Below are 26,102 nucleotides of genomic sequence, written 5' to 3' on the forward strand. Positions count from 1 at the left end.
AATTCAGCCCTTCTGAGTCTATTAACCGCTTATCTGTCTAGCGGATATATCGAATAATAAACTCGCACGCTTCTCTTACCGCACCTTGCCCACCGTTGCTTAGCGTAACGATATCCGCCCGTTCTTTTATACATTCTGTTGCGTCATTAACGCTAAAGGAAAGTCCAACATTTCCAATAACATCATAGTCATTCAGATCGTCCCCTATGTAGGCAACCTGATCAAGACTAATGCTATACTTTGCCGCCAGCTTATTGATAACTTCCATTTTATTCGTTATTCCAAGATGCACTTCTTCAACCTTCATCTTCCTTGCTCTTCGTCTTACTAGATCTACATCTTCACCGGTTATAATAGCTGTCAAGATTCCCTGCTCTCTCAAAAGTCCTAAGCCGACGGCATCCTTCGTATTAAAGCGTTTGAGTTCGTCTCCGTTCTCCGAATAATACATGCCGCCGTCCGTCAGAACCCCGTCGCAATCCGTAATAAACAGCTTTATATTTTGGCAGATGCGCTGTATTTCTCGGTTCTTTTTTCGTCTTAGCAGTTGTTCGATTATGATCCAGTCTTCTGGCTCATCGATTTCCAAGTAAGACGCTGCATCCATTTCGTAATGACCAATGGCACCCGAAATCCGATTTTCACTCTGCAGAAGCCTTTCTCTTCCGGTAATATAGAACGCTCCGTTCTCTACCAGGTACCCGTCGAATTCCTGCCTCCTCGGCCTGCGTCTATAATCGTAATTCCCCGGACTAACCGTCCCGTCCGAATTGACCGTCCACATGAACCGTTTCTGCCGAACGACGGATAACAAGCTATCGAAGGGTTCATCATCATAATACTGGATGGCCTTCTCGAGATCCGCCGCCTCTAATAGAGGAGAAGTCGCCTGAATGAACACGACGTTCTCGAAACGATATTTTCGGGTAAACTCCAATAGAGCCATTTCAGAGCTTGCATGGTCAGTCGCAGTCTCTTCGCTCCTACCAATAACCGTTACCTTCTCATTTGCGCACTCCTGAACGATATTCCGTATAATATCACAATCCGTAGAGACATACACATGATCGATAAGAGAACATTCGATTGCAGCATCGATGGTCCATTGTATGAGAGGTTTGCCTGCTATCTGCTTTATATTCTTGAGCGGAATCGATTTGCTGCCGCCTCTGGCCGGAATGAACGCTACTGTTTTCAATGATTTTTCCATTTCAGCTTATCCCTTTGCACCAATTCGATATCCAGCATATCCGTTTCCTTGTATGTCAGTGATTTCTGAACCGCCTTTAAATCTCTCGCCAGTCTGCGCATTCCGTCCGGCTCCAGGGAAGCCGCATGGTCCGTACCTTTCCAAGTACGATTCAGAGTATAGTGGCGTTCGATCGTAGTTGCGCCGAGTGCATATGCCGCGATATCAACCGCAATGCCATTGTGATGTCCGGAAAATCCGATTTCTTTCACTACATTGCCATAGAGCTTCTGAAGACGAGAAATTTCAAACAAGCATACATCTTCGAACGGGACCGGATAGCCGGATGTGCAGCTGTAGAGCACGACATCTTTGGCACGTTTATTTTTAACGAAGAAGTCAATGATATCGGCTTCTTCTGACTTGGCTGTCATACCGAGCGACATATGAATTTCCCCTTCATACTCCTCGCATAAGTATCCGAGCATATCATAGTGCAAATTAAGGGCCGAAGGAATTTTAATAAAGCTCGGTTTAATCGAAGCTATTTCCTTGGCCGACGTTAAATCCCATACCGACGTACTGTAGACGAGTCCAGCCTCCTCGCACCATTGCTTCAATTGCTTATGCTGGTCAACATCGAATTCCAAGTATTCGCGATGCTCCCCATATGTATTTCCATAGGAGTTATGAGGGTTTGGATGCGGCGCATTATACTGCTCTTCGGTTAATAACTCTTTATTATTGCGCTTTTGAAACTTAACGGCATCGACTTTGCAAAATATAGCGGCCGTCACGATCATTTCTTTTGCGATTTCCATATCGCCCATATGATTACATCCGACTTCAGCGATCATTCGTGGAGCTTTCATTATAAATCCCCCTAATTATTATTGTGCTTCCAACCTGCTTATTGCTTCTCTAACGATTCCCTTAAGCTCGGGCGTTTTTTTCAGCATTGTTTGAATAAGCGGCAGCATGACACGAACCGCAAGTTCTGCCTTCTTGTTCAAGTCAGACTCGCCTGCGTATTCGGCAAAATCTCGTTCAAACGTCAGCAGCTCATTTCGGCAAACTTTCATATATAGTCCCCTGTAGGGATCGCTGTTCAAAAGCATCTTCCAGTCAGCATGAATCGCCTGAAAAGACTTGATGCATTTATTAGGTTCCGTTCTGCTTAGCTTCGGCATTCCGCCAATTCGATTGGAAAGCGTCATTAATTGGTTCTCATACCTGTCCATTTCACCCGGCAGTTTCATGGTTCGCTCTACTATGGCTGATATGCGTGACGGGGTATACCCTTGCAATCTTTCTATCTCGTGAAGGAGAAAGTCTTCGGCCACCTGTTGATGCTGCAGGCTTTCTAAGACCTCTTCCATTGGCCGGTAAGCGGTATGCTTAATTTTTGCCCCTTTGCTTGATGAGTTGGTAAACGCAACGTCAGGGTATTGTTCAATCAGCCCTTCGATATTAGCCAATGTTTGTTCCATACCAGCATGATATCGATTTGTTCCGCCTTGTACGTTCTCGACGAACATATCCGCGCTTTCAACTATCGCGTTCATTGCTGCTTCACTTACATGTCGTGCTCCTGGAGCGTACAAAGTATTGGCTGGAAACGATAAATCTTGTCCTGTAAATACGATTTCATTGCATCCCATGTACACCGCCGCTTGGATCGCTGTCCCCGTCACGGATAAAGTAGATTGAAAACGCGGTTCCCCGTTACGCAGCTCCATAAGATGATCCATTGTTACATCGTTGTCCAAAAAAGCATGCAGCAAATGGTTGCGGTTATCATCGATGATTTGATAATGGATCATTGGGGCATATAGTAATGGAATTCCTTCTATATTCGTGTTCTTAAATACACGATAGTTCGACTCGCCGCCATCGATAGAAACGATAAGATGCGGTCTTATGCCATAATGAAGCAGAGATTGGATGGCCGAACCGGCAGCGATTAGAAAGGCATGCTCTTTAAGTTTGATCAGATGGCTGATATCCGCTTCCAATGAAGGTCCCGCTCCAATAATAACGGCCGTCATTCCATTACACTTATTTTTCAAGCCGGCAATTGAAGGCGTGATTAAAGTCGCCTGGAGGTTATACAGACTATTTCTGACCCATTCCACGCCGGACTTTTCCGATCTTATAATCGAGCTATTGTAGTTGCCGACAGCCAAGGCTGCTTCTTGATAGAATTGTTCCTTATCTTCCTTGCGTATGTGATCATACACCGGCAGCGTGTAGAGCTCAGGCTCGCCCTTGGCATATCTGGCGAAGTGATAAAACATCTTTTCCCTGTTCTTCCCGTCCGCTCCCACAATAAAATCTACGAATGGATACCGCTCGAATACGGCTTGAAAATCAACAACTTCCATCGCAGCCAGCAGTATTTGCACATCAGGCTCGTATATGTATAAACGATGCTGCGGATACAAGCTTGCATACCGCTCGATATGATAGCCAAATCCAAATCCATAGAAAAAGATGCTTGTCGTTTCTTCTGGTTTGATGGATCGTTTATCGACCCATCGTTCAACCTCTCGATCAGGATTGTATCGGCTGTATAAATATAAGGGATCCTGTCCTTCTATTTTGATATAGAGATTTGGTTTACCATTCTTGCTGGTTACAATCTGGTAGTGTTCGCGATTCCTTGCTTCAGAACGAATCCGATCGTACAGCATGGGCTTGTGGATTTGAAAGTAATTCCTATTGCGGTTAAATCGTTGTTCCAGCGTCTGCTTGTCCTGCCCCAGATCAGTCTCCAATTGCTTAAGTACGGGTATTAACTCGTATGTCATGCAATCACTGGCACCAATGTAGTCTTCCTGGTCCATACTGCGATTCATATCCTGAAAGGTATCGTTGATATCCGTTATTGCGCGTGCAATACAAGGCTGCAGAGCAAATCGGAAATCATATTCATTCAGACTATTGTTAACGTGTGTTAATGTTCTGTAGAGATCATCGATACCATCGATGACATAGCCAAATTGTTCCCACTCTTGTGCGGCTAGAGGTTCTTGGATTACATCAGCGATATTCGTGCAAGCTCCGACTAGGTCAGGTAAAAAGTTTTTTATATCAGCTAAGACCCTATTAACGGCATCAACCTGTTGATCCATCTGTCCGTCCCCTCTCGTACCTACTCTATATATCGGATATTTGCCTAAATAAATTAATAAAGTCCATCAGAATTGTCTCTGACGGACTCTTGTAATATATTCCAATTAACCTAATGAAATAACTTTCAGTCTATCTATTCTCGCAATCGCTTCTTCATAATACGCCTGCAAATGAATATTCGTATCTACCATTCGATCGATCAGTTTACCCAGCACCTCAACGAACATCTTCGCCTTATTTTGAATGTTCTTCTCCTCGGCTAGCTCAGGCAGTTTGCGGTCAAATTCATGTACATCTCCGCCGATGGTATAGGTATATATAGCCTCAAAAAGCTTGCTGCAGACGATTATGCCCCATTGATCTTCAATATCAGCCATTGCTTGCAGGCATTGATCCGGATCGGTCTGTCCAAGACCGGGCAGTGTATCCAATTGTGTCTTGACTTCCTGTATGACTTTATCGATATCATTCGTCAATACAGGCAGCTCCCGCAGTCTTGCTTCAACCTCCTGCTTTCTCGAGCGATCATACGTATCGCCCTGGTCGCTTAGTATTTGTTTTATCAGCTCATCAACACGCGGCCGACTGCTTAATCGTTCCAATACGCTGCTCATCGGTTCAAATCGCGTATGCTCAATCTTTGCCCCCAATTGACTCGCATTAACAAATTGCACATCGGCAGTCCGTTGTATTTCTTCCTCGATATTTGCCAGAGTAATCTGCATTCGCACATCCGTTCTATTTTTGCCGCTTTGCACATTATCTACCGACATGTTTGCCTTGTTGACGACTTCGCTTTTATGCTCGCTGCTGACATGCTTCGCTCCGGTTGCATACATGCTGCTGGTAGGATAGGACAGATCTTGTCCCGTAAAGATAATCTCTGTACAGCCTAAATAAGCTGCAATTTGAATACATGTTCCGGTTACGGAAAAATGGGAACGGAATAAAGGATCCGTTTCTACGGTTCCCATCAAATAATTGGTTATAGCATCGCTGTAGAAGAATGCATGCATCGTATTGCTCATCTGTAAATCAACAATTCGATAGTCCACTTGCGGTATATAGACGAAAGGAATATCGCTGCGGTCGATAGGCTTGAATGCATCATAGTTAGAATCGCTTCCATCCATTGAAACCACGAGATGAGGCTTTATTCCGTAATGCTGTAACGACTGAATCGAAGTGCCTGCAGCTATAATGAGCGCGTAATCCTTTACTTTCTTTAACCATTCGACATCCCTTTCCAATGAAGGGCCCGCACCTACTATGACGGCGGACGTTCCGCTCAGCGACTGGTATTTATTCGATAGTGACGGCGTATTTAAGTTTGCAGCAAGGTTATATAGAACATTCTTCGTATGCTGCAGTCCGCGTTCTTTCATCGTGCTTATATTCGATACATAGGACCAGGCGACTTGATGAATCAAATCTTTTAAGATAATTTTATCGTCGGAATATAAACGATTATAAATCGGGATACTCACTTCGCTCACTTTGCTGTCGTTTAAAGTATAAAACCCTTTTATAATATCTTCTAACCTGCCTCTTCTCACGCCAACTTCCATTGCATGTACATTGGCTTCCTTAAACAACGCTTCCAAATTTACCGCATGCATTGCGGCAAGCAGAATCTGCTCATCCGGCTCAACGACAACGACCTTTACATCTGGATGCTGCCGTGAGAACGTTGACAAATGATACCCGAGCCCAAGACCATACATGAGAATTTGCCTTCTCCCTGTTCCTTTGCTTGTCTCAGATTCCGCCCAACGTACAACCTCATACATTGGATTGTATGTACTATATAACGCTACGGATGCGTTACCGCTTCGTATATGCAGATTAGGCGTTCCATCCTTAGCGGGAATCAATTGATAATTTAACTGATCCCAAACAAGACCCGCGATTTGCTTGTATACCTCCGGGTGGGCCGATTGAAAGTAGGCCGCATTAACCTCGAAACGCCGTTTCATCGCCTCATTTTCTTCCCCTAGACTAATAGATAGCCCTTGAATGAGGGGAATAAACTCATGCTTGATGATATCGCCAACGGCCACATGCATTTCACGGTCAACATAATCGTTTAATAAGGAGAACTTCTCTTCAATTGTTCCCACCGTATGATGAATGATGGGCTGTATGCCGAAATCGACTGCAGCGTCCTGCAGTCCATTATCCACGGTACGCAGCACTTTATATAGATCATCCAATCCAGCGACTACCTGGCCGAATACCGACCACGCCTGCTCGGTCAACTTATCATAGAATAAATCGGATATCGATCCGCATGCTCTCTGCAATCGAGGCAAAAACGCTTTAATCTCCTCTATGGTTTCAAATAGATCATGTAGCTCTTCGCGCATTCGTTTTCACACCCTTATACAATGTCGATAAGCATTATATCGGATAATCCCGGTCATTTAATAAGAAAAACTGCTAGGAATAATAACCCAGCAGTCTCTTTTGACAGTATCTATTCTTTGCGGTCTATGAAGTAACTTTCGGATGCGGATGCCTGCTCATACCTGCTCTTCTGCATCTGCGATGCCTGAAGCTTGGCAAGTCCTTGGGATGCTTCTTCCTTCAGGTATTCCATTCGTTGTACGATTACGTAATCGTACTCTCCGATTTTCTGAAGCAATTCTTTCTCGGTCTTTGATAAAGAACTACCGCTGCCGTTAAGCTGACCGATGACTTCATCACGAAGCTCGAGCAGTACATTCAGCTCCTCCTCATTGATCTCATCGATTTGATCAGACGTCCTCTTCGTTACATTCAATAAGTGCGTGATAAGCTCAACCATATCAAATGGAATCCACAGCTGCTTGATGGTTTCCTGCCGTTCCGTTGGAAACCTGCTTCCAGGTTCCAAGCAGATCCATCAGATGCGCCACAACTTCCTCAGCAATTGTCGCATTCTTCTTCACATTAGCCTGAATCAGACAATGTAACATATATTCATATATTTTAACTAAATCATTCGATATTGGATAATTGAAATTAAGTGATGCGATTAATTCATTAATAATGGCTTGAGCTTTTAAGAAATTCGTATTAGCCGCATCATATTTACGGTTATGGACAGCATCAATACCCAACTTCGTAAATCTTATAGCGCCTTCGTAGAGCATAATGATCAACTTGCCGCCATTTGCTGTCTGAACGGATGATTGCTGGTAAATTTGATATGGTGAGTTTACCACATTCTACACCCCTTTAATTACTTATAGACTCGACAATGATGATGATTGTGAATTAAATTTGTTAATTGCCGTTTCCATCGCAGTAAACTGTTTGTAATATTGTTTTTCAAGCATATTGAGACGTGTCAGCATCGCACTCTCACGCTTTTTCATCTGCTCAATTTCCTTGCCTATCGATGAATCCTTTTGGAAGGACATCGTTAAGTCGGTACTAACGAGAGATGTGCCCGCTTTTTTGGAAAGGTCCGTTAAGGCATCCATGGAAGACTTCGACATTTGCCTGAATACGCCTTTATCCGGATTCATGAAGAGATCGGTAACTTGATCCGGATTCGACTCCAACGCGCTGCGCAGCTTATTCTCATCGAGAATGAGTTTACCCTTCTCCGTGTAACTCCCCGTCGTAATTCCGATCGATAGTCTGTTACCGGAGCCGTCATCGATTCCGCCAATCAACGAGGTGGCCGAGAGACGAAGCTCCGTCGCCAGCTTGGTAAGCGTGTTATCGTTCCTTAGCGTACCGTTCCGTGCCTTCTCTTCCCAACGCTTGATATCATCGTCCGTCATTTCTTTCTTTTCTTCACTTGTCAACGGCATATAATTGCGATTGTTCACTTCCGAAAGTTCCGTATTAAGCGCGCCGATCAAGCTGTTATAATCCGCAACAAAGGATTTGATGGTGTCGATGATCTTATTCGTATCCTGTACGGCTGTAATCATAGTCGGACTGCCCGCTGCCGTTTCGGCTTTTACGGTAAAATCGACGCCATTTACCGTGAAGCGGTTGGTGGAGCTCGTGTAATTAATTCCATTAACCGTTACGCTGGCATCCGATCCAGCCGTTATCGTCTGCTTCGTGACAGCTGGAGTCGGAACGGTTGGCGGATTGGTTGGTTCCACAGCTGGAGGAAAGTTTCCAATACTTAGTCCATTGGCGCCTGTCTGCGTTGCCGCCAGCGATAGCTTGCCTGATGCTGCATCGAAAACAGCTGTTGCCTTTAGCATACTGCTGGAATTATTAACCGCATTTGCCAAGTCGGCCAATTTGGCGTCCTTGTTTATGGCTATCGTTTTTCCGTTAATCGTGGCAAGTACATTGCCTGTCGGCTGTGGACCGCTACCTTCATCCTTCATCTCCAATGTAAATCCCAATTCCTCAAGTGTTTTCGAAGGATCCGCGAACGTATAAACATCATTAGCAGCTTTCGCTACGGATGTAACCTGAACGGACAACGTTCCGGAAGCAGTCGAATTCGTAGCGTTAACGGTCAACGCGTTCGTGTCCCCACTAACTTGCGAGGTTTTCGCCTTCATCACATTCGATACGTTATAAGTGGATAGCTTATTATTTCTAAAATCCACGATCTTCGTGCTCATCGTACGAAAATCCTCTTGCTTCCATTCTACCTTAACGCGATTCTTGATCATCTTGTCATAAGAAGATCGCCGGGCTTTCATAAGCTCCTTGACCATCGCATCGACATCCATGCCGGAAGCTAATCCAGAGAGTCTCATTTTACATCCTCCTTCCTATACCTTCTCATCGATCATCATGCCTGTTAATTCAATAAGCCTGGCGGCGGCATCCAACAATTTCTCTTCGGGAAATTGTCTAATCACTTCACCGCTTGCCTTATCCTTGATTTTGTACACGACTTGGTTCGTTTCCTTATGGACAGATCGCTCAACCGTTGTTTCCGGTCCTTGAATAGCCTGCAAGATACGCTCAAGACTTTTTTTCAACTGCGGTCGATCGATGGACTCGTTATTGGTACTGGTATTACTACTATTCTTATTCTCAATTACTGCTTCATTCCGCGAGCCGATGTGTGTACTCCCGTCTGTCATATAGCCTGTCGTGGTGTTTACTGATGAAATATTCATCATCGTCGTTCCACCTCATCATGAGTTCTTATTAATAGTATCGGACTAACGGAGCTCCATTGTTAGTCTCGATCATAAGAAACATACATAATTTCAATATTGAAAGAAAAGAGACCTTGGGAATCCCAAGATCTCTTTCTGAGCAACCGAGAATTAACGGAGCAAGGACAATACGCCTTGTGGCTGCGAGTTAGCTTGCGCGAGCATCGCTTGGGAAGCTTGCAGAAGGATGTTTTCCTTCGTAAGCTTAACCATTTGGCTTGCCATATCTGTATCGCGGATACGCGACTCAGATGCAGTAAGGTTCTCAACTGTCGTTCCAAGGTTGTTCGAAGTGTATTCAAGACGGTTTTGCTTCGCACCCAGAGTCGCACGCTGCGTCGAAACAGCCTTGATCGCAACTTCGATACTCGAGAGAGCGCCAGTCGTTCCGGAAGCTTTGAAAGCAGATGCTTTGCCAACGAAAGCAGTCGTCACGATACCAGAAATCGTAATTTGTTGTGTGCTGTCGTCTGCCTGGATGTTAATCGTACCCGTGTTGATATTGATGCCGTTGAACGTTGTCGAGCTCATGATGCTGTCGATTTGGTCCGTTAGTTCTGTCAGTTCCAAATCAATGTTGCCTTTATCCGAAGAGGAGTAAGTGCCGTTCGCTTTTTGAACAACGAGTTCTTTAATACGGCTCAGCATAGCGCTTACTTCGTTCATTGCGCCCTCAGCTGTTTGTACGAAGGAAACCCCGTCTTGAACGTTCTTTTGAGCTTGCTCGAGACCGCGGATTTGACCGCGCATTTTCTCGGAAACCGCAAGACCTGCAGCATCGTCGGCAGCACGGTTAATACGAAGACCGGAAGACAGTTTCTCCATGGACTTACCTGCAGCAGCATTGTTCAAACCCATGTTGCGGTGGGTGTTAAGAGCCGTAATATTGTGGTTAATACGCATTGTAAAATTCCTCCCTGAATGGTTGTATGATCCCACATCCGTGTGGTATACCGGCTAGAGGTCGGCCGCCCTTTGCCGGTTATGTAACTTATATCGGGAAGGAATAGGACATTGTTTATAGCTCATCGCTATTTTTTTTAATTTGTTTAAATTGATTTTGAAGCTGCTCAAGACCGGTTATTGAAGCTGCGGACTCCCGGTTCGTTTCCTTGACCATCGTATAGATTTCCTTACGCAATATTTCGATATCCTTGGGAGCGTTTATACCGATCTTAACGGTATCCGCCGTTACTTCCAGAATCGTAATTTCAATATTGTCCTGAAGAATAACCGACTCGCCTTTCTTGCGCGATAGTACAAGCATGTGCGACTCCCTTCTTAGAGCTGCTTCGAGGCAGCGAACAATGGATGTCTCGTCGAATAGGCTGTCTTGCTTAGCACAACCTGTTTCGCAAGCTTGGAGCTTCTATTCATGATAACGGGCGCTACAAGGTTAACCGTGGCACTCTCAAGATCGCCATGAATACTTATTATCGCATGCACGCGCACTTGGTCGGGGGATTGAATCCCAAGCTCTTCGATCGCGGAGTCGGGAAGATCGAACTCATAATCGGGATAGAACAAGAACGGATCCGCAATAACAAACATTAATTCAGGATCCTCGACCGCCTGCAGAAACTTGAAGGGCTCGTCCTGTTCGGGTGCCAACAACACAAACTTATGGTGGGTCTCGAAACCGGGTATACCTTTTGCAAAGGTATAGAGGTGATCTTCATTTAATTCAATTTCACCGAAACGGTTCGTTAATAGTTTCATCAAAATCCCTCCGTTCTAACGCTATGATATCGGTTCAGAATGAAAAAAGCTACAGAGCAAAACGACAACGTTTTGTCTATAGCTTACGTGCTTTCCCACTCTTAGATCCGTAGGTCCAAATTCGTTACACGAAACTGGACGTTTGGATATTGCTCCATTGAAACACGCACGCTGCTGCGACGGTATTCGATTTCGGGCCGATATACTTGAGCGTTGATCTCCACATGACCTGGCGTTACTTGAACATCCAGCGGGGGTATCGTGAAATGAATATCCACATTATCCGGTGTCGCAGGCCCGAATACCGAAAGTGCAGGTCCCTTCTCCATCAGCTGTTCCAGAGCCAAATCCGGTATTGGATTTACGCGGATACGCAGGTCTCCCATCCGGTTTCCCTTCTCGACAGTCTTGGCAATCCCCTGCAAGGCAATATCAGGCATCTGGGAATAAATCCGGTTCCAGAAAACGGTCGGCTTGCCGCCATGGAACGCCTCCCACATCCGGCTTTGATCGATATTAAGCTGGACTACCGGCATGGGAGCGCTGATTTGGGCCGGGGTGGATTCGATCTGCAATTCCGGGCGTCTCGTCTTTATGTCATATTGCCCCGGTTGAGATTCAATGCCGATTCGCCCCTTAATGGACTCTGCTTGAATGATCGGTAAGAGCACTTACGAAATCGCCCCTATCTCAGGAAATCGACGAGCGTTGGCGAAATGACCTTGGCCCCGACAGAGAGTGAAGCTTGATAGATACTCTCGTTGACTTTGGATTCGATCAACAGCTTCTCGAAATCGGCGTCTTCGGTTTTGGACTTCATATCGGTCAAGTTAAGCTCGAGATCCTGAAGACGGTTCTGCATCAGCTCCACACGATTGACACGAGCCCCCACTTCAGATCGGGCATTCAAAATTTTGTCCATTCTGGACTCAATATTGCCGATTTGGGCCGATACAGCGCCCTGACTGCCCGCGGTCAGTCCTGCCATAATATTATCCAATACTGCAAATACGTTGTCCGTCTCGCCTACAGCTCCAAAAACCTGGTTACCTGTCAAGTTGATTGGAAGGGTGACCCCTACACCGACTGCATACGAAATCTCGCCCGTGTCCGTAACGACGGTCTTCGGATCAAAGTTAGGGGTATTGGGATCATACGGCATCTTATCGAAGGTTTGTCCGTTGAACACGTATTTGCCGTTTACTTTACTGTTGGAAATATCGAGAAGCTGGTTCTTTAATTGACTGATCTCATCGCGGATACTGTCGAGTGCAACTTGCGGATTGGTACCGTTTGAGCCTTGAACCACCAGATCTTTCACCCGATGCAGTACTTGCCCCGCTTGATCCAGAACCGTATCGTTAAAATCCAGCCACGAGAGGGCGGAATCCACATTCTTCTGATACTGCTCGTTGGAGGCCAGCTCCGTCCGGTAACGCAAGGAATACGTGATGCCTACCGGGTCATCGGAAGCTTTGTTGATTTTCCGGCCCGTTGTCACCTGATTCTGCAGCTCCTGCATCTGCGTCAAGTTGCGGGTCAAATTCCGTGTCAGCTGCATGTGCATCATGCTAGGCGTTACGCGCAGTGCCATCTTTGATTACCTCCTATAATTTAGTGCTAGTCGTCCGCTTCGAAAGCAAGCTAATCATTAACGCCCTACAACACCGGTGCCGTTAATTAATTTCTCGAGCATTTGATCGAACGTTGTCATCACTCTTGCAGCCGCACTGTAAGCATGCTGATATTTGATAAGATCGGACATCTCTTCGTCCAACGAGACCCCGCTGACCGATTGGCGGTTGCTATCGACCAGCTCCGTCTGGGCCACCGAGTTCTGATACTGCCGGTAAGCTTCCTGCGATTGTACGCCGAGCGAGCCGACCATTGAATTATAAAAATTGCCGATCGTAGCTTCCGTAATGCCGTTGCCCGTCGCCGTCTGGTCGAACTTGAACGGGGTATCCTTAAGCTCGGACATAATGAGAGCCAGGGTGTTATTCCCTTTCACGACGGATGTTACCCCATTCGCTGTCGTAGTCCGCATGGAACTGGCGATCTTATTCGTATCGGCGCTGATGATGGGATTCAGCTGGATGCTTGCGGCCGTTATTCCATTCTCTCCAGCCTTGAAAGTGAAGAAATCGAGGCCCGTTGTCGCCGGTTCCTCCAGCGTATAGCCCAGTTTATGCAGTCCATTAATGCCCTTAACCGTTATCGTCTCAGGAGCCGTAATCGGTGTTGTCGTTCCCGGCTTCACCGATCCGGCCGGAAGCGTAATTTGAATATCGCCATTAGCAAGCGTGTTAGCCATCGTATCCAGCTGACGCCGGTAATCGGCTACATATACATCCCGGGCAACGAACATCCCGTACACTTCGCCATTGTTCAAATCACCCGATTGAAACGCAGCCGTGAGCGAAGCGGAGGAAAGCTCCGTTACCACGTCTCCTTCCACGAGATTCGTTCCTCCCATGGAAATCGAATAACCGTCCGCTTGCTCCACCACCTGAACGTTCACAATTTGGGATAACTGGTCCGTCAGCAAGTCCCGTTGATCCCGTAAATCGTTCGCATGGTCGCCTAGCGCCTCAATCTTGCGGATTTCGGCATTAAGCGAGGCAATCGTATTCAACATCGTATTGGCTTGCGTAGCTTTGACCTCAATATTCGTAGTCAGGTCGGCGTTTAAGTCTGTCAGCTGCTTGCTGATTTGATTGAAAGAGTCGGTAAGGGCTACAGCCGTCTCGCGTACAATCTTACGTCCCGTCACGTTCTCCGGGTCCTTGCTCAAATCGGACCAAGCTTGATAGAACTTATCCATGACCGTGCGAATGCCGCTGTCCGAAGGCTCGTTCACGATGGCCTCCAGCTTGCTTAACGTATCCGTCTGCACGGACCAGTTACCCACATATTTCGCTTGATTGCGGAACTGGTCGTCCAGGAAGGCGGTGCGGATCCGTGAAATGGCCGTAAATTCAACGCCCGTGCCCAGCTGGCCTGGAGCAGTCGAACGGTTCATGCCGAATGCCTCGATCGGACGTGAAGCCACCATGGTCACACGCTGACGCGAGTAGCCTTCCGTATTGGCATTGGCAATGTTATGCCCCACTGTATTAATAGCCGCTTGCTGTGTGAAAAGACTTCTCTTCGTCGTCTCCAGCGTATGAAACGTAGATCTCATGCTGGCGTTCCCCCTCTATCCTCGTGTATCGAACAAACCGTTCCTGGAGTTACCGTAACCTGGATTCTTCGGATGCTGATAGGTAATATCTTCGGTTGGATCCTCGACCATCAAATCGAGCGAATACTCAATGAACCGCAACGATTGGGTAATTAACTGCTGGTTCAACTCATTCGTTCTTCTCAGTTCATCCAATAAGTCCGACAGCTGCTGCTGAAGCTCGAGGAGCCGCTTCTTATCCTGAGCGTTCGTTACGATTCTTATGATATCCGTAATACTTCCGGCCCTCGTCCGGATAATGCCGAAGCTTAAGAAGTACTGATTGGCCTGTTGAATGCGCAGCTGCTCAAGCGCTTCCGCTTGTTGCATCTGCTGCCGTTCTTTCTTGGTTAGCGCATTGAGCTGCTCGACGTCATTGCTGATCAGAATCGGCTTCTTCTGGTTGGACGTTTCTAATAGCGCTTGATATATCTGCACTTGTTTCTCTAATGTTTCGACGATAGCAGCGCTGTTCACGTATGCCTCACCTTCCGCAATCCCTTATTTCAAGAATGGCCATACTTTCTCTGCAATCTTGCCGGCATCCACATGATAGGTACCGGTGCTGACCTCTTGCTTCAGCTCTTCAATCCGCTTCGTCCGCTCTGCATTGTTCACGCGGCTGTATGAGAGCATCTCCTGCGCTTCCGCCGAAATTTGCACTTCGTCGGTTTTACGTTTGCGTCCCATTTCGCCGGTTCGATGCTCATTGTGCTTCTGATATGGGTTCACTGCGCCTATTCGCTGTGGTTCGTTTATTTTCATGTTTCATCCCTCCAACCTGTTGACGACAATAAAAAACCGATAAACTCTTTAAGAGTATTATCGGCATAATCCATTCAAAATTTATAGAAATTGTTACCGAACCGTCAATTTCGGTCTCTAAGACTATCCTTAATCCGATAGGAGGCCATTGATGACGTAGGAGCGCTCTCCGATTCTTTGGAAAGCTTCCCTTTGTTCTTGTTCACATCCTGCAGCAGCCGCGCTCTGCAGTTGGCGCACATATTGTTCTCACGAATCAGCGTTCCGCAGACCTCACATGGATATCCCAAATTCGGGGCGCCGATCAATGAAATCCGGCCTTCACGTATAAATTTCGTTATTTGCGGGACGGACACCTCGGTCGCTTCGGACAGCTCGTGAATCGTGCTGCCTCTGTTTTTGCGCAGATAGTCCGCGCAAATCATATATTGCGCATCCACTTCCTTGATGCAAGCTGGACAAATCTCACGAAAGTTCTTGGCAAATAGTTTTCCGCATTTAGGACAATTGTCGAGTTCCAATGTCCTTGCCCCCCTTCAGGCAGCATATAGTTGCCCATATTCTATCAGTTATATCGACAAAATTCATCTTTTTTTTACTATTGAGAGGGAACGATTGAAGGGATGGAAGATTGAATGAAAGATAAAATGTATGAGTGAGTGAAGATAATAGAATGATGTGAACTTAAACCGCTGCGCAGGCAGAATGTTCTTCCGATCGCTGTTGTTCCCGAATATCTTTGAATCCCACGAGTATGGTGGATATTCGGGAACAAAGGCGAACGCTATCGCTTCTCCAGAATCATTCTTCCCGCTCCACTCGCGTTCAGTTCCTTTCATTCAACAGGGGGAGGGAATAAGGAATAAGGAATAAGGAATAAGGAATAAGGAATAAAGACCTAGAAACCTTCTGCGGTCACCGTAGTATCCTTGCGGCTCCATGGTAACTAGGAACGATCATAGTGATTATTAAAATAGGTGCCGTTGCTGAAGCTTTCGCAAGTCGTATCACAAGGAAGCTTTTCCTCTTTCCTGCCTTATGAACGGGCAAGCGTCAGGACATAGATTTCCGTATGAATTCCAGGATAATCTCGCTGCATTGTATCAAGAATCGCCCTGGCACATGCATCAACGGTACTCCCCGTCGTGTAGATATCGTCAACGATCAGTAGGCGCAGCGCTCTGTTCATGATGACCGCTTCATCGTTAAGCAGACCGACCAGAGGCCGGAGCGCCGCTTCTTCGGCAGCAAATAAATTGCGGGTGCTGCTTAGGCGCGCGCCACGCGTCTTATAGCTCTGCTTGTCACTGTGGCGGGTTCTTCGCAGCGCTCGTACAAGAGGGAGCTGGTTGCGCACCGCCACGGCTGTAGCAAGCTGCTCCGCTTGGTTAAAGCCGCGCTCGAGAAGCCTCGCGTCGCTTAGGGGAACGGGTATGGCCGCATCGAAGCGGAAATTTGCTTGGCGCTGCGCCAGCTCCGAGTACATCCTGACGTATGCAGCATGCAGCATCTCGCCCAACAGCTGCCCCAGCGCCTCGTGACCCCGGTATTTATAGAGCGCGAGCCAGCCGCGGATCGCCTCGTCGTAGCTTACCGCGCTGCGGTTGCATACAAAGGCAGAGTCCAATCTGCGTTTGCAGTCTCCGCACGGGCCCGGTCGTCCGCAAACCCGACACGCAATACGGGTGATCCATGGAATCGAGGAGCGGCATTCCGGACATAAGCGTTGAAAAACGATGGAATCGTCGAGCCCTCCTTGTGCTTGACTGCGGCTCTCGCGATAGGTACGACTGCAGGTCAAGCATGCCGATGGAGTTGGCGCCAGCATCGAGATCGTGGCACGAAAGGCTCCCGGAACGATATGTCGTACATAATGAAGAAGCGAACTCATGCTTCAAGGCCTCCTATTCTTCGCTGACGGCTGTGAAATGGCACCTGGATCTTGGAGCAGGTAGCCCTTCCGTTTGGCCAGCTTATTCATGCCCGTGATCTGTCTTATTGCCAGCTGCTGGGCGCGGTTGCGGGACGGGGCGAAAAAGTATACCTTCCCCGCCGGATCATCCTTCGATCTTCCCGCGCGCCCGGCCATCTGAACGAGCGAAGCGTCATCGAACAGCCTTCCGTCGGCATCCATAATAAACACGTCGCTCCTGGGTACCGTGACGCCCCGCTCCAGTATCGTTGTCGTCACCAAAAGTCTGATCTGGCAATCACGGAATCGATGCACCTTGTCTCCGCGCGCATCATCCTTGGACGATGTGCCCTCGATCACGATACCGGGAAATTCCCGGCGCAGCTGACGGACGAACGGATCGATATGGCGAATCTGTTGAACGAAAACAAACAGCTGAGCACCTCTGTCGACGGAAGCTTGAATCGCCTTTACCAGCCGCTTGGGCAGTTTGTTCAAGTAAACAAGCTGCCTGACAGGCGGCAGCGGTATGTATATCGGAACAGGCAGCGGGTGCCGGTGAAACCGGACCGGCACCCGGACATGCGGAAGGCGGCCGCGCCTGGCTGCAGCCTGGAGCTCGGCCGGAGGTGTGGCCGATAACAGCACGGTGACTCCCTCCGGCTTGCACACTTTCGCTGCCGCATAATGCAGCAGGGGATCGCCGTGATAAGGAAAAGCATCCAATTCGTCAATCACCACAAGCTCGAATGCATGCTGGAAGCGAAAAAGCTGATGTGTCGTCGCGAGCGTAATGCCGCCGTTCTCCCATCGCTGCGGGCTGCCCCCGTACAGCGTCACGATTGTGGTCTGCGGGAAGGCGCGGCGCAGCCGCGGATCCAGCTCGAGTACGACATCGCGCCGAGGCGTAGCGATGAGCGCGTGTCCGCCCCGCTGCAAGCATGCCTCGACGAGCGGGAAGATCATCTCCGTCTTGCCGGCTCCGGTGACCGCCCATAATAGGAATGACCGCCGCGGTATGGCAGCGTATTCGGCAACGGCTGGAGATGCGGTGTTTGTGTGACGTGAGGTGGGTTCCTTCTGTACCGGCTTCTGCCGTGTGGAGGCGGAATATCTGGCTAACAGCCGAGTCATTGCCTGGATGAGCCGGGAGCTCTTCCATCGTTTCCATATCGGGCGTCCGCCCGCAGCTTCACCCGCTTCGATATACCGAAGCGCTTCTGCGGCCGCAGCCGCCTGTGCAGGGCTGAGCTTCCATGTCGCCAGCCTCGCTTCCATCGCCTGTGCGCCGAGGGTTGGCGGCGCGCCAACTGCCCGGGCGCCCTGCGCCGGAACTTGGCCCGGCGCTTGCGCAGCCGCTGGCGTGCCGAGGATGAGCAGCCCGCATTCGCGGCTGCGGCCCATGGCGAGGCACGCCTCGCAATAGGCGCACATGCGCCCGCACGCTGCGCATGGCGTGCGGCGCATGTGCGCTTCGCCGCTGCCGCAGCGCAGGCAGCGGAGCCGCCCTTCGGGCGGCCGGGCGCCAGGCGCAGCCCGCATGCTGCGCAGCAGGCTGCGCGGCGCCCGCTGTGGCGCGAGCGCGCGCCCGAGGCGCAGCAGGCCGAGCAGCGCGGCCAGCTGGAGCGCGGGCGCCGCCGCGCGGAAGTCGGTAGCCGCAGAGGCTCCGTCTGCGACTTCGAGCAAGGCGAGCAGCTCGGCGGCAAGCAGCGCCCGTCCTCGCAGCTGCGCGGATAATCGGCAAGCATGCGCTGCCAATGCTTGTATATCCAGATCGGTCCGATCCGCTGCAGCAATAATTTGCAGCTCTCCCGCAGCGTGCGGATAACTCCCTTCCTTAGAACGCACGCCAACATGACTCGGACTCCTCATCCCTCCGCGGCTGCTGCCCTCATCGGTTTGCAAGGCCTTCCTCATATGGTCTGTGAACGCAGCTGACGCAGAAGACTCGTCCCATTCCCTCAATGCACCGCCCGGCCACGCTTCGGCCAGACCAACCGCGATACCGAGCGGAATCGGCTCTGACCAGAACAGACATTTGCGCCCGGAATGCCCTTCTTCCCTTCGTCCATAATTCCTTTCCCAAGCCGAGCCACCGTCTCGTATTCCGATCCCTTCTAGAGTAGTCCCTCCAGACCAAGCAGCCGCCACCCGCTCTGCCGTCTCTTTGCAGCCCGAGTTCAGCCAATAGGCACAATCAAGCTCCGGAGCGATCGTCCAATGGACTTGAGCCATCCCGCGGTCCACAACTACATAAACATGCACCTTCATCATGCATCGCCTCCTTCGCGACCTTCCCTAAGCTCTCCGCAAACGCCGTACGCACAACATCCGATTTCATAAACCGAAAGAATGTTCTCTCGCATACCGCTGCTGTAACAGGTTCAATAGCCTTGTAACCACTTTCCCGCCTACGTCCTAGAATCCCATCATCAAATGAATTCCGGCTTCTCTCTCATACCGCTGCTGTACAGGTTCAATAACCTTGCAACCACTATCCCGCCTACGTCCTAGAATCCCATCTTCGAATGAATTCCGGCTTCTCTCTCATTCCGCTGCTGTACAGGTTCAATGACCTTGCAACCGCTAACCCGCCTATGTCCTAGAGTTCCATCTTCGAATGAATTCCAGGGAACACAGACGATTCCCCACTCGACTGCCCCGATATCGTTCATACGATATGGCAACAAAAAAAGCACAGCGTTAGCTGCCCCCGGCAGCCGTACGCGTGTGCTTCACTCGTCCGTATTCGATGACCTCATTATACATGGCCTCCGTCCCCGGTGCAATGTCTTGTTACTCCTTTTCATCACAATTGCCGCATCAATCCTCCAGACCGTCTATTCCCCCTCCTTCGTCTCGCTCCTGCTGAACAACTGTGCCGCCCGCCTACAAGGGGAGCTTCGAGAGATCATTCGGGTCTCTTAAATCGACGAGAACCGCGTGGGCCGCCTCCGTTATAATCCCTTCCGCCTGCAACATCCACATGAGATGGGTCGGCTCCAAGGCATCCCCGCGCACTCCTTCCCGACCCTTTCCTATAAATCGGGATGCAATGAACCTATTGCGAAAGCGTTGCCATTTTGAAGAGCGCTTCTGCACGGCAAACGTATCCAAACGAATCTCGCGATCCATATCCATCTCATCAGCATCGCTTCCCGGCTCTCGATCCGCCATGAGCTTAGGGCGATAATTTAAGCCTTCATCTCCTCCGGATCCGCCCCAGCCCTCATCATCGCCGGCTCCGAAGCTCCCGGTATGAAAGCCGAATTCATGTACCCCGTAACCGATTCGTCCGGAGCTGCCGAAGGGCGTTCCCGTCGCGATGTTCACGTTCATTCCCCGGCGCACGAATAACCGCGCGATATCCATCGTCTCGTCATTGGAGCCGCGGTTGACGACCGTCACCTGCACCTCCTTGCCGGTCTGCATCGCATGCCTTCGCAGCGATCGCATATACCATTCCATCTGCTGCTGCTCGTTGCCTGCCAGAAGAACATAATGTTTCACTTTCCGCTCTTGCTTCGATGTATATCGGAACGCCGTATGCACAGCTATCGCAGCTAAGGCGTAACAACCGCAAACCCAGAGCAGGATTGGAATCATGGCCGCCACCTCCTTTTTGTGACATGATATGCTGCGCTCCGCCTAGTGGTTCCAGACATTGACGGACAAGTCGCGGGAAACAGGCAACCGCCTTCCCGCAAACTAAAAAAGGCCGGCATCGATCGCCAGCCCTTCCCTCGAAGCAAATAATCTCAAGTCTCTCTCTACGATAAGAAAACCAGTCCAGTCCGCACGGTACACGCTCGGCCAACTGTTAGTAAGCGGTAAACTTCCATTTTGCAGGCAGCTTGGCTTCGGACACCAGCGAGGCATTCAAGCTTTGCTGGACCTCCACGGCAGTGTCGGCAGGCAGCACGACCGTCAGCGTACAAGAAGAACTGCTTTCGTTAAACAGCAATCGCTCCTCAATCGGCCGGCTCGCGGTTAGGTAGAGCGTGTCTCCCGCTTGATGGGTGCTGATCATCGTCATTCCTTCCGGCTGCTGCTCGTCCTTGCCGATCGTATACCGGCAAGCTCCGAATGCGTTGACTTCCGGACTCTTCATTTTGACGGGATCGATCAGCACTCGTCCATTCCAGTTGTGCTCCCCTTGCACGACGATTCGCCCTACTTCCGGGGGGATTGCAAGCTGTATCGGCTTGACCTCCGTCCGAACCTCGCGCGCCCCGATCGCGCTGCGCAATTCATCCACGATTCCCGTTGCGCTGGCGGTCGTGAACAGAAGGCTGCCCGCTCCTATAAGACCGATGAAAAACATGCTGAACAGATCATAACGGAGCACCGGGTGCTCACCCGGACTGCGCCACAGGTACACGAGGATCTCCAAGCCGACGAGCATGAAGAGGAGCGGCCACCACAGCAGACCCTGATCAAGCCATTTCGATCCGTTGAACTGCGAAGTGACCAGCAGCACGCCCATGATCGTCAGCGCGATTCCCATCGACCATGTCCCTACTCGCCACTGCCTCATTCCGGCGAGCCTCCTTTGGCCTTGCTGCCGACAAGCAATCTTAAGCCTACCGCGACAAGCAATAGCGACATGAAGCCGGTTTTCATGTAATAGCGGATATCGCTCGTCAGCTGCCAATTATCAAAGACCCTTTGAATGAAATCGATGAGCAGCCGGTCCGCCATATAATATAAACCGAGCAGGAGCAGGATAATCCCGATCCATTTTTGCCGATGCATGAGCCCGTCCACCACCGGAACATCCTCTACGTACCCGCCTTCGGTGGCGTACCGGGACTGCTGCTGAAGCGAGTCAAAGAACGAGAAGCACCAGATGATCGGCACGATGAACAGAAATAAGGAGAGCTGAAGCACATCCAGCAAATAAATCGACAACAGGAAGCCCGCCATCAGCTGCAGTCCGCGTTTTTGCTGTCCTAGGTACATATGGCCCGCACCCGGCATGATCGAAAGAACGGTTGCGAACCAGCGGCTGCGTTTGCCGCCCTGGCGGTGATCGTCCCAATCCTCCATAATGGACCGGTCAATGAGCATTTCCCCGGCCTGCTTGCGCTGAACGTGTCGAATGGCATCGAACATCCCATAGAGCCACACGATCGGCAGGGCCACCAGAAAGACGAGGAAGCCTTCTTCATGCGCCAGAATGGACACGAACAGAATCATCGTCAACAGGCCGAAGAAGCCGATCAACAGCGTTATTCCGCGCTGCATCAGTCCAAGCTGCAGATGCCCCAGTCCTGGAACGAAAGACAGTAATATCGTAAAAAAGCGTTCCCCTGCGTCATCCCGTCTTGGATGGGGGACTGTGCCGCCAGGGTATGCGCCGTATCCAAAAGAACCGTCGTGCTCCCCTAACGGCGGCGGCACATCTCCCGGTGTATATACGCCGCCGTTTGCATATCCCGGCCCATAAGTAGCCCCATTGAAGTTCCCTCCGCCATGCCGGAGCAAGCAGATGACCAAATCCAGCATGTTGATCGCCCAGATTATGGCCGCCGCAATCAACGCAAGAATAACCCCTTCTTCTTCATTCGCTAACAGAAACAGAAAACCAAAGCCCAGCGCGCCAAAAAACAGAAAAGGGTATACAAAGGCTCTCCCCTTTCGGTTGACGGCAAGATGGCCCAGTCCCGGCACAATTCCGAGCAGCAGGGCGATAATCGGATTTCGAACCATTCTTATTGCTCCTTTCCAGTTGGATGATGGGATACCGGTTTCTCAACCAAGGCCCCGATTACGGATGTTGTCTTTTTCATAATGGCCGTTGTCAGCGATTTATGCTCCGGTTCATTCCGTTCCGCCCGCCAATGATTCGGCTGATCCGCTAATCTGTCGAACACGCCCGCCGACATCAGCACGAGCATACAGCACACGGCAATGATACCGTGCAGCACCTTCTGGCGACGGCTGCCGCTGCGTATAACCCTTCTTCTATTTCCGGTTGGATTGGAAGGCGCCTCCACTGTGGATCGCGGCAAGTCGCCAACCCGTTCCATGACCAGGTCCGTCAACTCATCTGCCCGCAGTGGATTCAATTCCTCCACGGTATCCAGGCTCGCCATTAATTCAATATAGATGGATAAGCATTCATCACATTCCGCCAAGTGATCAAAGGCCCATTCCCGATCCTGGTCAGAGAGCTGGTCATCCGCCAATGCTTTCCACATCGATTCCGCAGGGTGATTCATTCCAGGTCCTCCTCCTTCCAATGCTTGCGCATCCAACGCTTGGCACGATAAAGTCTCGATTCTACGCTTTTCAGCTCGATCCGCTCTTGAGCGGCAATCTCCCGTTGGTTCTTATCCTCCAAATAATAAGACCGTACGACACTGCCATAGCCGACCGGCATCTCTTCCACAAGCTCACGGACTCGCTCGCATCTCTCCCGCTCAAGCACCTCCACCTCCGCCGGCGGTGAATGATTGGCAATCGCACCGGTTCCCCGGGTGCCCGCTCCGATGGATTCGGCCGCATTGTCCGAAGTCCTCCCCAGCCGGCTCCGTTCGCCGCCCGCATGCCCATCGCCCGTCGTGTGCGCAGAGCCTTCATAGGAACCGATAAGCACCTCGGCTTTTCGCATGCGCTTCCGCTGGGCATCGATGGCTATATTCACCGCGATCCGCGAAGCCCAAGCCTTGAATCCTTGACCGCGGTATTGCGGGAGAGAAAGATAGATCCGCACGAATGCTTCCTGCAAGGCATCCTCCGCATCCTTCGTATGGCGAAGCACGCCCCATATTAAGCCGTACAGCGCATCGCGATGTCTCTCAACAAGCTTCCGGTACGCTTCCTGATCGCCGCCCTGTACGAGGCTTATCCATTCTTCGTCCTGAATCGTTCTCTCCCTCCCTTCATCCGCGCCTCATCCTCTACTAAATAAGACGAATCAAACCGCCATTAGCACTGCGTCCCTCTAAAAAAAATTTCCGTGATGCGATCGCAAACCGCTGCGCAAGCAAAATGTTCACATATGTTCGGTGTCGATCCCGCACCCCATCGAATTTCTATCCTTCAGAACCCAATCCACTCTGGTACGGTTACATACAACCGTTTTCTAGTAAGCTGATCCTATTCCCTTGCAAAAAGAAGGAACTTACGGCTCCCAAGCAGGATTGCGGACACTGCTCAATTAACCTTTGAAGATACTGTGGAACAACGCCTCCTCTGCTGCTGCTTGCTATTTCGCACAGTACGCAGCTCTCAGCGCGCGTTTTCGCTGCATGAAGGCGGTCGGTCGACCGCATATTGCAAAGGAACTTCGTTCATCTCGTTTATTCTGCATCGACTGAATCAGCTGAATCTCGGGCAGTCGGCACTCTTGTGCACACCACTATTACTTCAATAACTGTTTGTATAAGGCCACCTTTATCACCGTGATAAATCCATAATCTTGTATGTTATACAACATTGAACGGTCAGCAGCCCGGATATCCGAAAATTGTTGTATTCGATGCAACAGTTCCTCCAGTCGAGAGGCAAATGCTTCTACATTGTTGCATATTGTGCAACAATAATCCGGTTTAGCTTTAAATCACACTATATTGTTGCACTTTATACAACACATTGGATCTAGCACGCTGCACCTACCATAAGCTCACTTATCTGTATGTTGCATATGCTTTTCGAATAGCAGCTACCAGTTACCGTGAGCCTCACTTTATATCACGCTGCGCCTGCCACAAGCTCACTTTATACCTCACATTGCATCTGCTTTGCACACTGCGTCTACCAGTAGTGCTACCATAAACGGCACTTTATATCACTCTTCGCCTGCTACCTGCTCACTTTTTACTTCGCGTTGCAACTGCTTTTCACACTGCGTCTACCAGTAGTGCTACCATAAATGGCACTTTATATCACTCTTTGCCTGCTACCAGCTCACTTTATACCTCACGTTGCATCTGCTTTTCACACTGCGTCTACCAGTAGTGCTACCTTAAACGGCACTTTATATCACTCTTCGCCTGCCACAAGCTCACTATATACTTCGCGTTGTCACTCTTCGACTGTCACAAGCTCACTTTATACCTCACGTTGCATCTGCCATGAGTTCACTTTTGCAACACACTGCATCTACCATATGCCCGCTTTGTACAGCACGCTTCATCAACATATGCCTCATCTTGAACGCCCGCCTCCAAAATCCCACCCGATCAGACGAATGCAAAATGCTCCTCTCAACATACCAAAACAAAAAAAGCCCCGCCCACTTGGGTGACGGAAGCTCTAATTGCCTTGCCATTATGTAGAATCAAAATCTTACAGCGTTACCCATCCGAATTTGATCGAGTTGATGACCGCTTGCGTACGGTCGTCGACCTCCATTTTTTGGAGAATGCTGCTGACGTGGTTTTTAACGGTTTTCTCGCTAATGAACAAGTATTCGCCGATCATCTTGTTGCTCTTGCCTTCCGCCATCAACCGCAGCACTTCTGCTTCGCGGCGCGTCAGCGGGTTATTCTCGCCGGCGATGAACTTCACGCCTGCTTCACGGCCTGCAGCCGCTCCCGAAACAGCGCCGATATCATCCAGGTACGTCATCCGGCGCAGCTGATTGATCAGCTTGCCGGTCACCTTCGGATGGATGTAGGCATGGCCGCCGACAACGGAACGGATTGCATTAATGAGTGCTTCCGCTTCCATATCCTTGAGCAAATATCCGCTTGCGCCCTTGCGCAGCGTCTCGAATACATAGCTCTCGTCATCATGAATGGACAGAATAATGACTTTCACTTCCGGGAACATATCCCGGAGCCGCTCGGTTGCGACTACCCCGTTCTCAATCGGCATGTTAATATCCATGAGAACAACCTCGGGCTTCGTATGATTGCAGAACTCCAGTACTTGAATCCCGTCATTGCACTCTCCGATGACCTCCAAGTCATCCTCCATGTTGAGAATCCGTTTTAAGCCTTCACGGAATAGTTGATGATCATCGGCGATTAATACTTTAATTTTCCGTTTGCCGCCTGCTGCTGGCTTTAGCTCCAT

The 26,102-nt window shown here is 49.7% G+C and carries 25 protein-coding genes; all 25 read right to left on the reverse strand.

The genetic code is table 11. The features are described 5' to 3' along the window. Positions 1 to 37: 37 nt before the first annotated feature. The 25 genes from L1F29_RS31730 to L1F29_RS31850 all read right to left on the reverse strand — a co-directional run bounded on the left by L1F29_RS31730 (position 38) and on the right by L1F29_RS31850 (position 26,102). On the reverse strand, positions 38 to 1,210 hold the full coding sequence (locus L1F29_RS31730; protein WP_258385955.1) for an acylneuraminate cytidylyltransferase: 1,173 nt from the start codon (positions 1,208 to 1,210) through the stop codon (positions 38 to 40). After that, positions 1,195 to 2,061 carry an N-acetylneuraminate synthase family protein gene (locus L1F29_RS31735; RefSeq protein WP_258385956.1) on the reverse strand — a complete coding sequence of 289 codons (867 nt, stop codon included), beginning with the start codon at positions 2,059 to 2,061 and terminating at the stop codon, positions 1,195 to 1,197. The genes L1F29_RS31730 and L1F29_RS31735 overlap by 16 nt, the downstream gene beginning before the upstream one ends. An 18-nt stretch (positions 2,062 to 2,079) precedes the next feature. Further along, on the reverse strand, positions 2,080 to 4,323 hold the full coding sequence (locus tag L1F29_RS31740; protein ID WP_258385957.1) for a motility associated factor glycosyltransferase family protein: 2,244 nt from the start codon (positions 4,321 to 4,323) through the stop codon (positions 2,080 to 2,082). A 105-nt stretch (positions 4,324 to 4,428) separates the two neighbouring features. Continuing rightward, positions 4,429 to 6,636, reverse strand: coding sequence for a motility associated factor glycosyltransferase family protein (locus L1F29_RS31745; RefSeq protein ID WP_258385958.1), 2,208 nt, complete (start codon positions 6,634 to 6,636; stop codon positions 4,429 to 4,431). Positions 6,637 to 6,800: 164 nt separating this feature from the next. Further along, complete coding sequence (locus tag L1F29_RS31750; protein WP_258385959.1) at positions 6,801 to 7,130, reverse strand: hypothetical protein; 330 nt, start codon at positions 7,128 to 7,130, stop codon at positions 6,801 to 6,803. Between the two features lies 1 nt (position 7,131). Beyond that, on the reverse strand, positions 7,132 to 7,530 hold the full coding sequence (fliS, locus tag L1F29_RS31755) for a flagellar export chaperone FliS (protein WP_258385960.1): 399 nt from the start codon (positions 7,528 to 7,530) through the stop codon (positions 7,132 to 7,134). Between the two features lie 21 nt (positions 7,531 to 7,551). Next, positions 7,552 to 9,045 carry a flagellar filament capping protein FliD gene (gene fliD, locus L1F29_RS31760; protein WP_258385961.1) on the reverse strand — a complete coding sequence of 498 codons (1,494 nt, stop codon included), beginning with the start codon at positions 9,043 to 9,045 and terminating at the stop codon, positions 7,552 to 7,554. A 15-nt stretch (positions 9,046 to 9,060) separates the two neighbouring features. Next, positions 9,061 to 9,417, reverse strand: coding sequence for a flagellar protein FlaG (locus L1F29_RS31765; protein ID WP_258385962.1), 357 nt, complete (start codon positions 9,415 to 9,417; stop codon positions 9,061 to 9,063). Positions 9,418 to 9,567: 150 nt separating this feature from the next. Further along, entirely contained in the window at positions 9,568 to 10,359 is a 792-nt protein-coding gene (locus L1F29_RS31770) for a flagellin N-terminal helical domain-containing protein (protein ID WP_258385963.1), read from the reverse strand. Between the two features lie 115 nt (positions 10,360 to 10,474). Further along, a complete protein-coding gene (csrA, locus tag L1F29_RS31775; RefSeq protein WP_258385964.1) occupies positions 10,475 to 10,723 on the reverse strand; it encodes a carbon storage regulator CsrA in 249 nt (82 codons plus the stop codon). A 14-nt stretch (positions 10,724 to 10,737) separates the two neighbouring features. Then, positions 10,738 to 11,175: a flagellar assembly protein FliW gene (gene fliW, locus L1F29_RS31780; RefSeq protein ID WP_258385965.1), complete on the reverse strand. Its 438-nt coding sequence runs from the start codon at positions 11,173 to 11,175 to the stop codon at positions 10,738 to 10,740. Positions 11,176 to 11,276: 101 nt separating this feature from the next. After that, on the reverse strand, positions 11,277 to 11,846 hold the full coding sequence (locus L1F29_RS31785) for a DUF6470 family protein (RefSeq protein ID WP_258385966.1): 570 nt from the start codon (positions 11,844 to 11,846) through the stop codon (positions 11,277 to 11,279). 14 nt (positions 11,847 to 11,860) lie between these two features. After that, on the reverse strand, positions 11,861 to 12,769 hold the full coding sequence (gene flgL, locus L1F29_RS31790; RefSeq protein ID WP_258385967.1) for a flagellar hook-associated protein FlgL: 909 nt from the start codon (positions 12,767 to 12,769) through the stop codon (positions 11,861 to 11,863). A 57-nt stretch (positions 12,770 to 12,826) separates the two neighbouring features. Beyond that, a complete protein-coding gene (gene flgK, locus L1F29_RS31795; RefSeq protein WP_258385968.1) occupies positions 12,827 to 14,359 on the reverse strand; it encodes a flagellar hook-associated protein FlgK in 1,533 nt (510 codons plus the stop codon). Between the two features lie 15 nt (positions 14,360 to 14,374). Next, entirely contained in the window at positions 14,375 to 14,875 is a 501-nt protein-coding gene (locus L1F29_RS31800) for a flagellar protein FlgN (protein WP_258385969.1), read from the reverse strand. Positions 14,876 to 14,899: 24 nt separating this feature from the next. Continuing rightward, on the reverse strand, positions 14,900 to 15,163 hold the full coding sequence (gene flgM / locus L1F29_RS31805) for a flagellar biosynthesis anti-sigma factor FlgM (RefSeq protein ID WP_258385970.1): 264 nt from the start codon (positions 15,161 to 15,163) through the stop codon (positions 14,900 to 14,902). 104 nt (positions 15,164 to 15,267) lie between these two features. Then, positions 15,268 to 15,684, reverse strand: coding sequence for a TIGR03826 family flagellar region protein (locus L1F29_RS31810; protein ID WP_258385971.1), 417 nt, complete (start codon positions 15,682 to 15,684; stop codon positions 15,268 to 15,270). Positions 15,685 to 16,199: 515 nt separating this feature from the next. Beyond that, the gene (locus L1F29_RS31815; RefSeq protein WP_258385972.1) at positions 16,200 to 17,054 is read right to left on the reverse strand and encodes a ComFC family protein; all 855 of its coding nucleotides are present in this window, start codon (positions 17,052 to 17,054) and stop codon (positions 16,200 to 16,202) included. 3 nt (positions 17,055 to 17,057) lie between these two features. Then, entirely contained in the window at positions 17,058 to 19,349 is a 2,292-nt protein-coding gene (locus tag L1F29_RS31820) for an ATP-dependent helicase ComFA (protein ID WP_258385973.1), read from the reverse strand. A 615-nt stretch (positions 19,350 to 19,964) separates the two neighbouring features. After that, the gene (locus L1F29_RS31825; RefSeq protein ID WP_258385974.1) at positions 19,965 to 20,681 is read right to left on the reverse strand and encodes a hypothetical protein; all 717 of its coding nucleotides are present in this window, start codon (positions 20,679 to 20,681) and stop codon (positions 19,965 to 19,967) included. Positions 20,682 to 20,895: 214 nt separating this feature from the next. Next, positions 20,896 to 21,612: a hypothetical protein gene (locus tag L1F29_RS31830; protein WP_258385975.1), complete on the reverse strand. Its 717-nt coding sequence runs from the start codon at positions 21,610 to 21,612 to the stop codon at positions 20,896 to 20,898. Continuing rightward, a complete protein-coding gene (locus L1F29_RS31835; RefSeq protein WP_258385976.1) occupies positions 21,609 to 22,787 on the reverse strand; it encodes a hypothetical protein in 1,179 nt (392 codons plus the stop codon). The genes L1F29_RS31830 and L1F29_RS31835 overlap by 4 nt, the downstream gene beginning before the upstream one ends. 2 nt (positions 22,788 to 22,789) lie before the next feature. Then, complete coding sequence (locus L1F29_RS31840) at positions 22,790 to 23,299, reverse strand: anti-sigma factor (RefSeq protein ID WP_258385977.1); 510 nt, start codon at positions 23,297 to 23,299, stop codon at positions 22,790 to 22,792. Then, positions 23,296 to 23,841, reverse strand: coding sequence for a sigma-70 family RNA polymerase sigma factor (locus L1F29_RS31845; protein ID WP_258385978.1), 546 nt, complete (start codon positions 23,839 to 23,841; stop codon positions 23,296 to 23,298). The genes L1F29_RS31840 and L1F29_RS31845 overlap by 4 nt, the downstream gene beginning before the upstream one ends. Positions 23,842 to 25,370: 1,529 nt before the next feature. Beyond that, on the reverse strand, positions 25,371 to 26,102 hold the full coding sequence (locus L1F29_RS31850) for a response regulator (protein ID WP_258385979.1): 732 nt from the start codon (positions 26,100 to 26,102) through the stop codon (positions 25,371 to 25,373).

Origin of the sequence: Paenibacillus spongiae (genome assembly GCF_024734895.1) — a bacterium.
Classification (GTDB): domain Bacteria; phylum Bacillota; class Bacilli; order Paenibacillales; family Paenibacillaceae; genus Paenibacillus_Z; species Paenibacillus_Z spongiae.

What these genes read in the sequence shown, in the direction of transcription:
- L1F29_RS31750 (WP_258385959.1), bottom strand. Translation starts at nt 7,130, where the DNA reads ATGGTTGAGCTTATCACGCACTTATTGAATGTAACGAAGAGGACGTCT.
- L1F29_RS31820 (WP_258385973.1), bottom strand. Translation starts at nt 19,349, where the DNA reads ATGATGAAGGTGCATGTTTATGTAGTTGTGGACCGCGGGATGGCTCAA.
- L1F29_RS31825 (WP_258385974.1), bottom strand. Translation starts at nt 20,681, where the DNA reads ATGATTCCAATCCTGCTCTGGGTTTGCGGTTGTTACGCCTTAGCTGCG.
- flgK (WP_258385968.1), bottom strand. Translation starts at nt 14,359, where the DNA reads ATGAGATCTACGTTTCATACGCTGGAGACGACGAAGAGAAGTCTTTTC.
- L1F29_RS31840 (WP_258385977.1), bottom strand. Translation starts at nt 23,299, where the DNA reads ATGAATCACCCTGCGGAATCGATGTGGAAAGCATTGGCGGATGACCAG.
- L1F29_RS31765 (WP_258385962.1), bottom strand. Translation starts at nt 9,417, where the DNA reads ATGATGAATATTTCATCAGTAAACACCACGACAGGCTATATGACAGAC.
- fliW (WP_258385965.1), bottom strand. Translation starts at nt 11,175, where the DNA reads ATGAAACTATTAACGAACCGTTTCGGTGAAATTGAATTAAATGAAGAT.
- L1F29_RS31770 (WP_258385963.1), bottom strand. Translation starts at nt 10,359, where the DNA reads ATGCGTATTAACCACAATATTACGGCTCTTAACACCCACCGCAACATG.
- flgL (WP_258385967.1), bottom strand. Translation starts at nt 12,769, where the DNA reads ATGGCACTGCGCGTAACGCCTAGCATGATGCACATGCAGCTGACACGG.
- fliD (WP_258385961.1), bottom strand. Translation starts at nt 9,045, where the DNA reads ATGAGACTCTCTGGATTAGCTTCCGGCATGGATGTCGATGCGATGGTC.
- L1F29_RS31730 (WP_258385955.1), bottom strand. Translation starts at nt 1,210, where the DNA reads ATGGAAAAATCATTGAAAACAGTAGCGTTCATTCCGGCCAGAGGCGGC.
- L1F29_RS31850 (WP_258385979.1), bottom strand. Translation starts at nt 26,102, where the DNA reads ATGGAGCTAAAGCCAGCAGCAGGCGGCAAACGGAAAATTAAAGTATTA.
- L1F29_RS31815 (WP_258385972.1), bottom strand. Translation starts at nt 17,054, where the DNA reads ATGAGTTCGCTTCTTCATTATGTACGACATATCGTTCCGGGAGCCTTT.
- L1F29_RS31740 (WP_258385957.1), bottom strand. Translation starts at nt 4,323, where the DNA reads ATGGATCAACAGGTTGATGCCGTTAATAGGGTCTTAGCTGATATAAAA.
- csrA (WP_258385964.1), bottom strand. Translation starts at nt 10,723, where the DNA reads ATGCTTGTACTATCGCGCAAGAAAGGCGAGTCGGTTATTCTTCAGGAC.
- flgM (WP_258385970.1), bottom strand. Translation starts at nt 15,163, where the DNA reads ATGAAAATAAACGAACCACAGCGAATAGGCGCAGTGAACCCATATCAG.
- L1F29_RS31835 (WP_258385976.1), bottom strand. Translation starts at nt 22,787, where the DNA reads ATGGTTCGAAATCCGATTATCGCCCTGCTGCTCGGAATTGTGCCGGGA.
- L1F29_RS31735 (WP_258385956.1), bottom strand. Translation starts at nt 2,061, where the DNA reads ATGAAAGCTCCACGAATGATCGCTGAAGTCGGATGTAATCATATGGGC.
- L1F29_RS31830 (WP_258385975.1), bottom strand. Translation starts at nt 21,612, where the DNA reads ATGAGGCAGTGGCGAGTAGGGACATGGTCGATGGGAATCGCGCTGACG.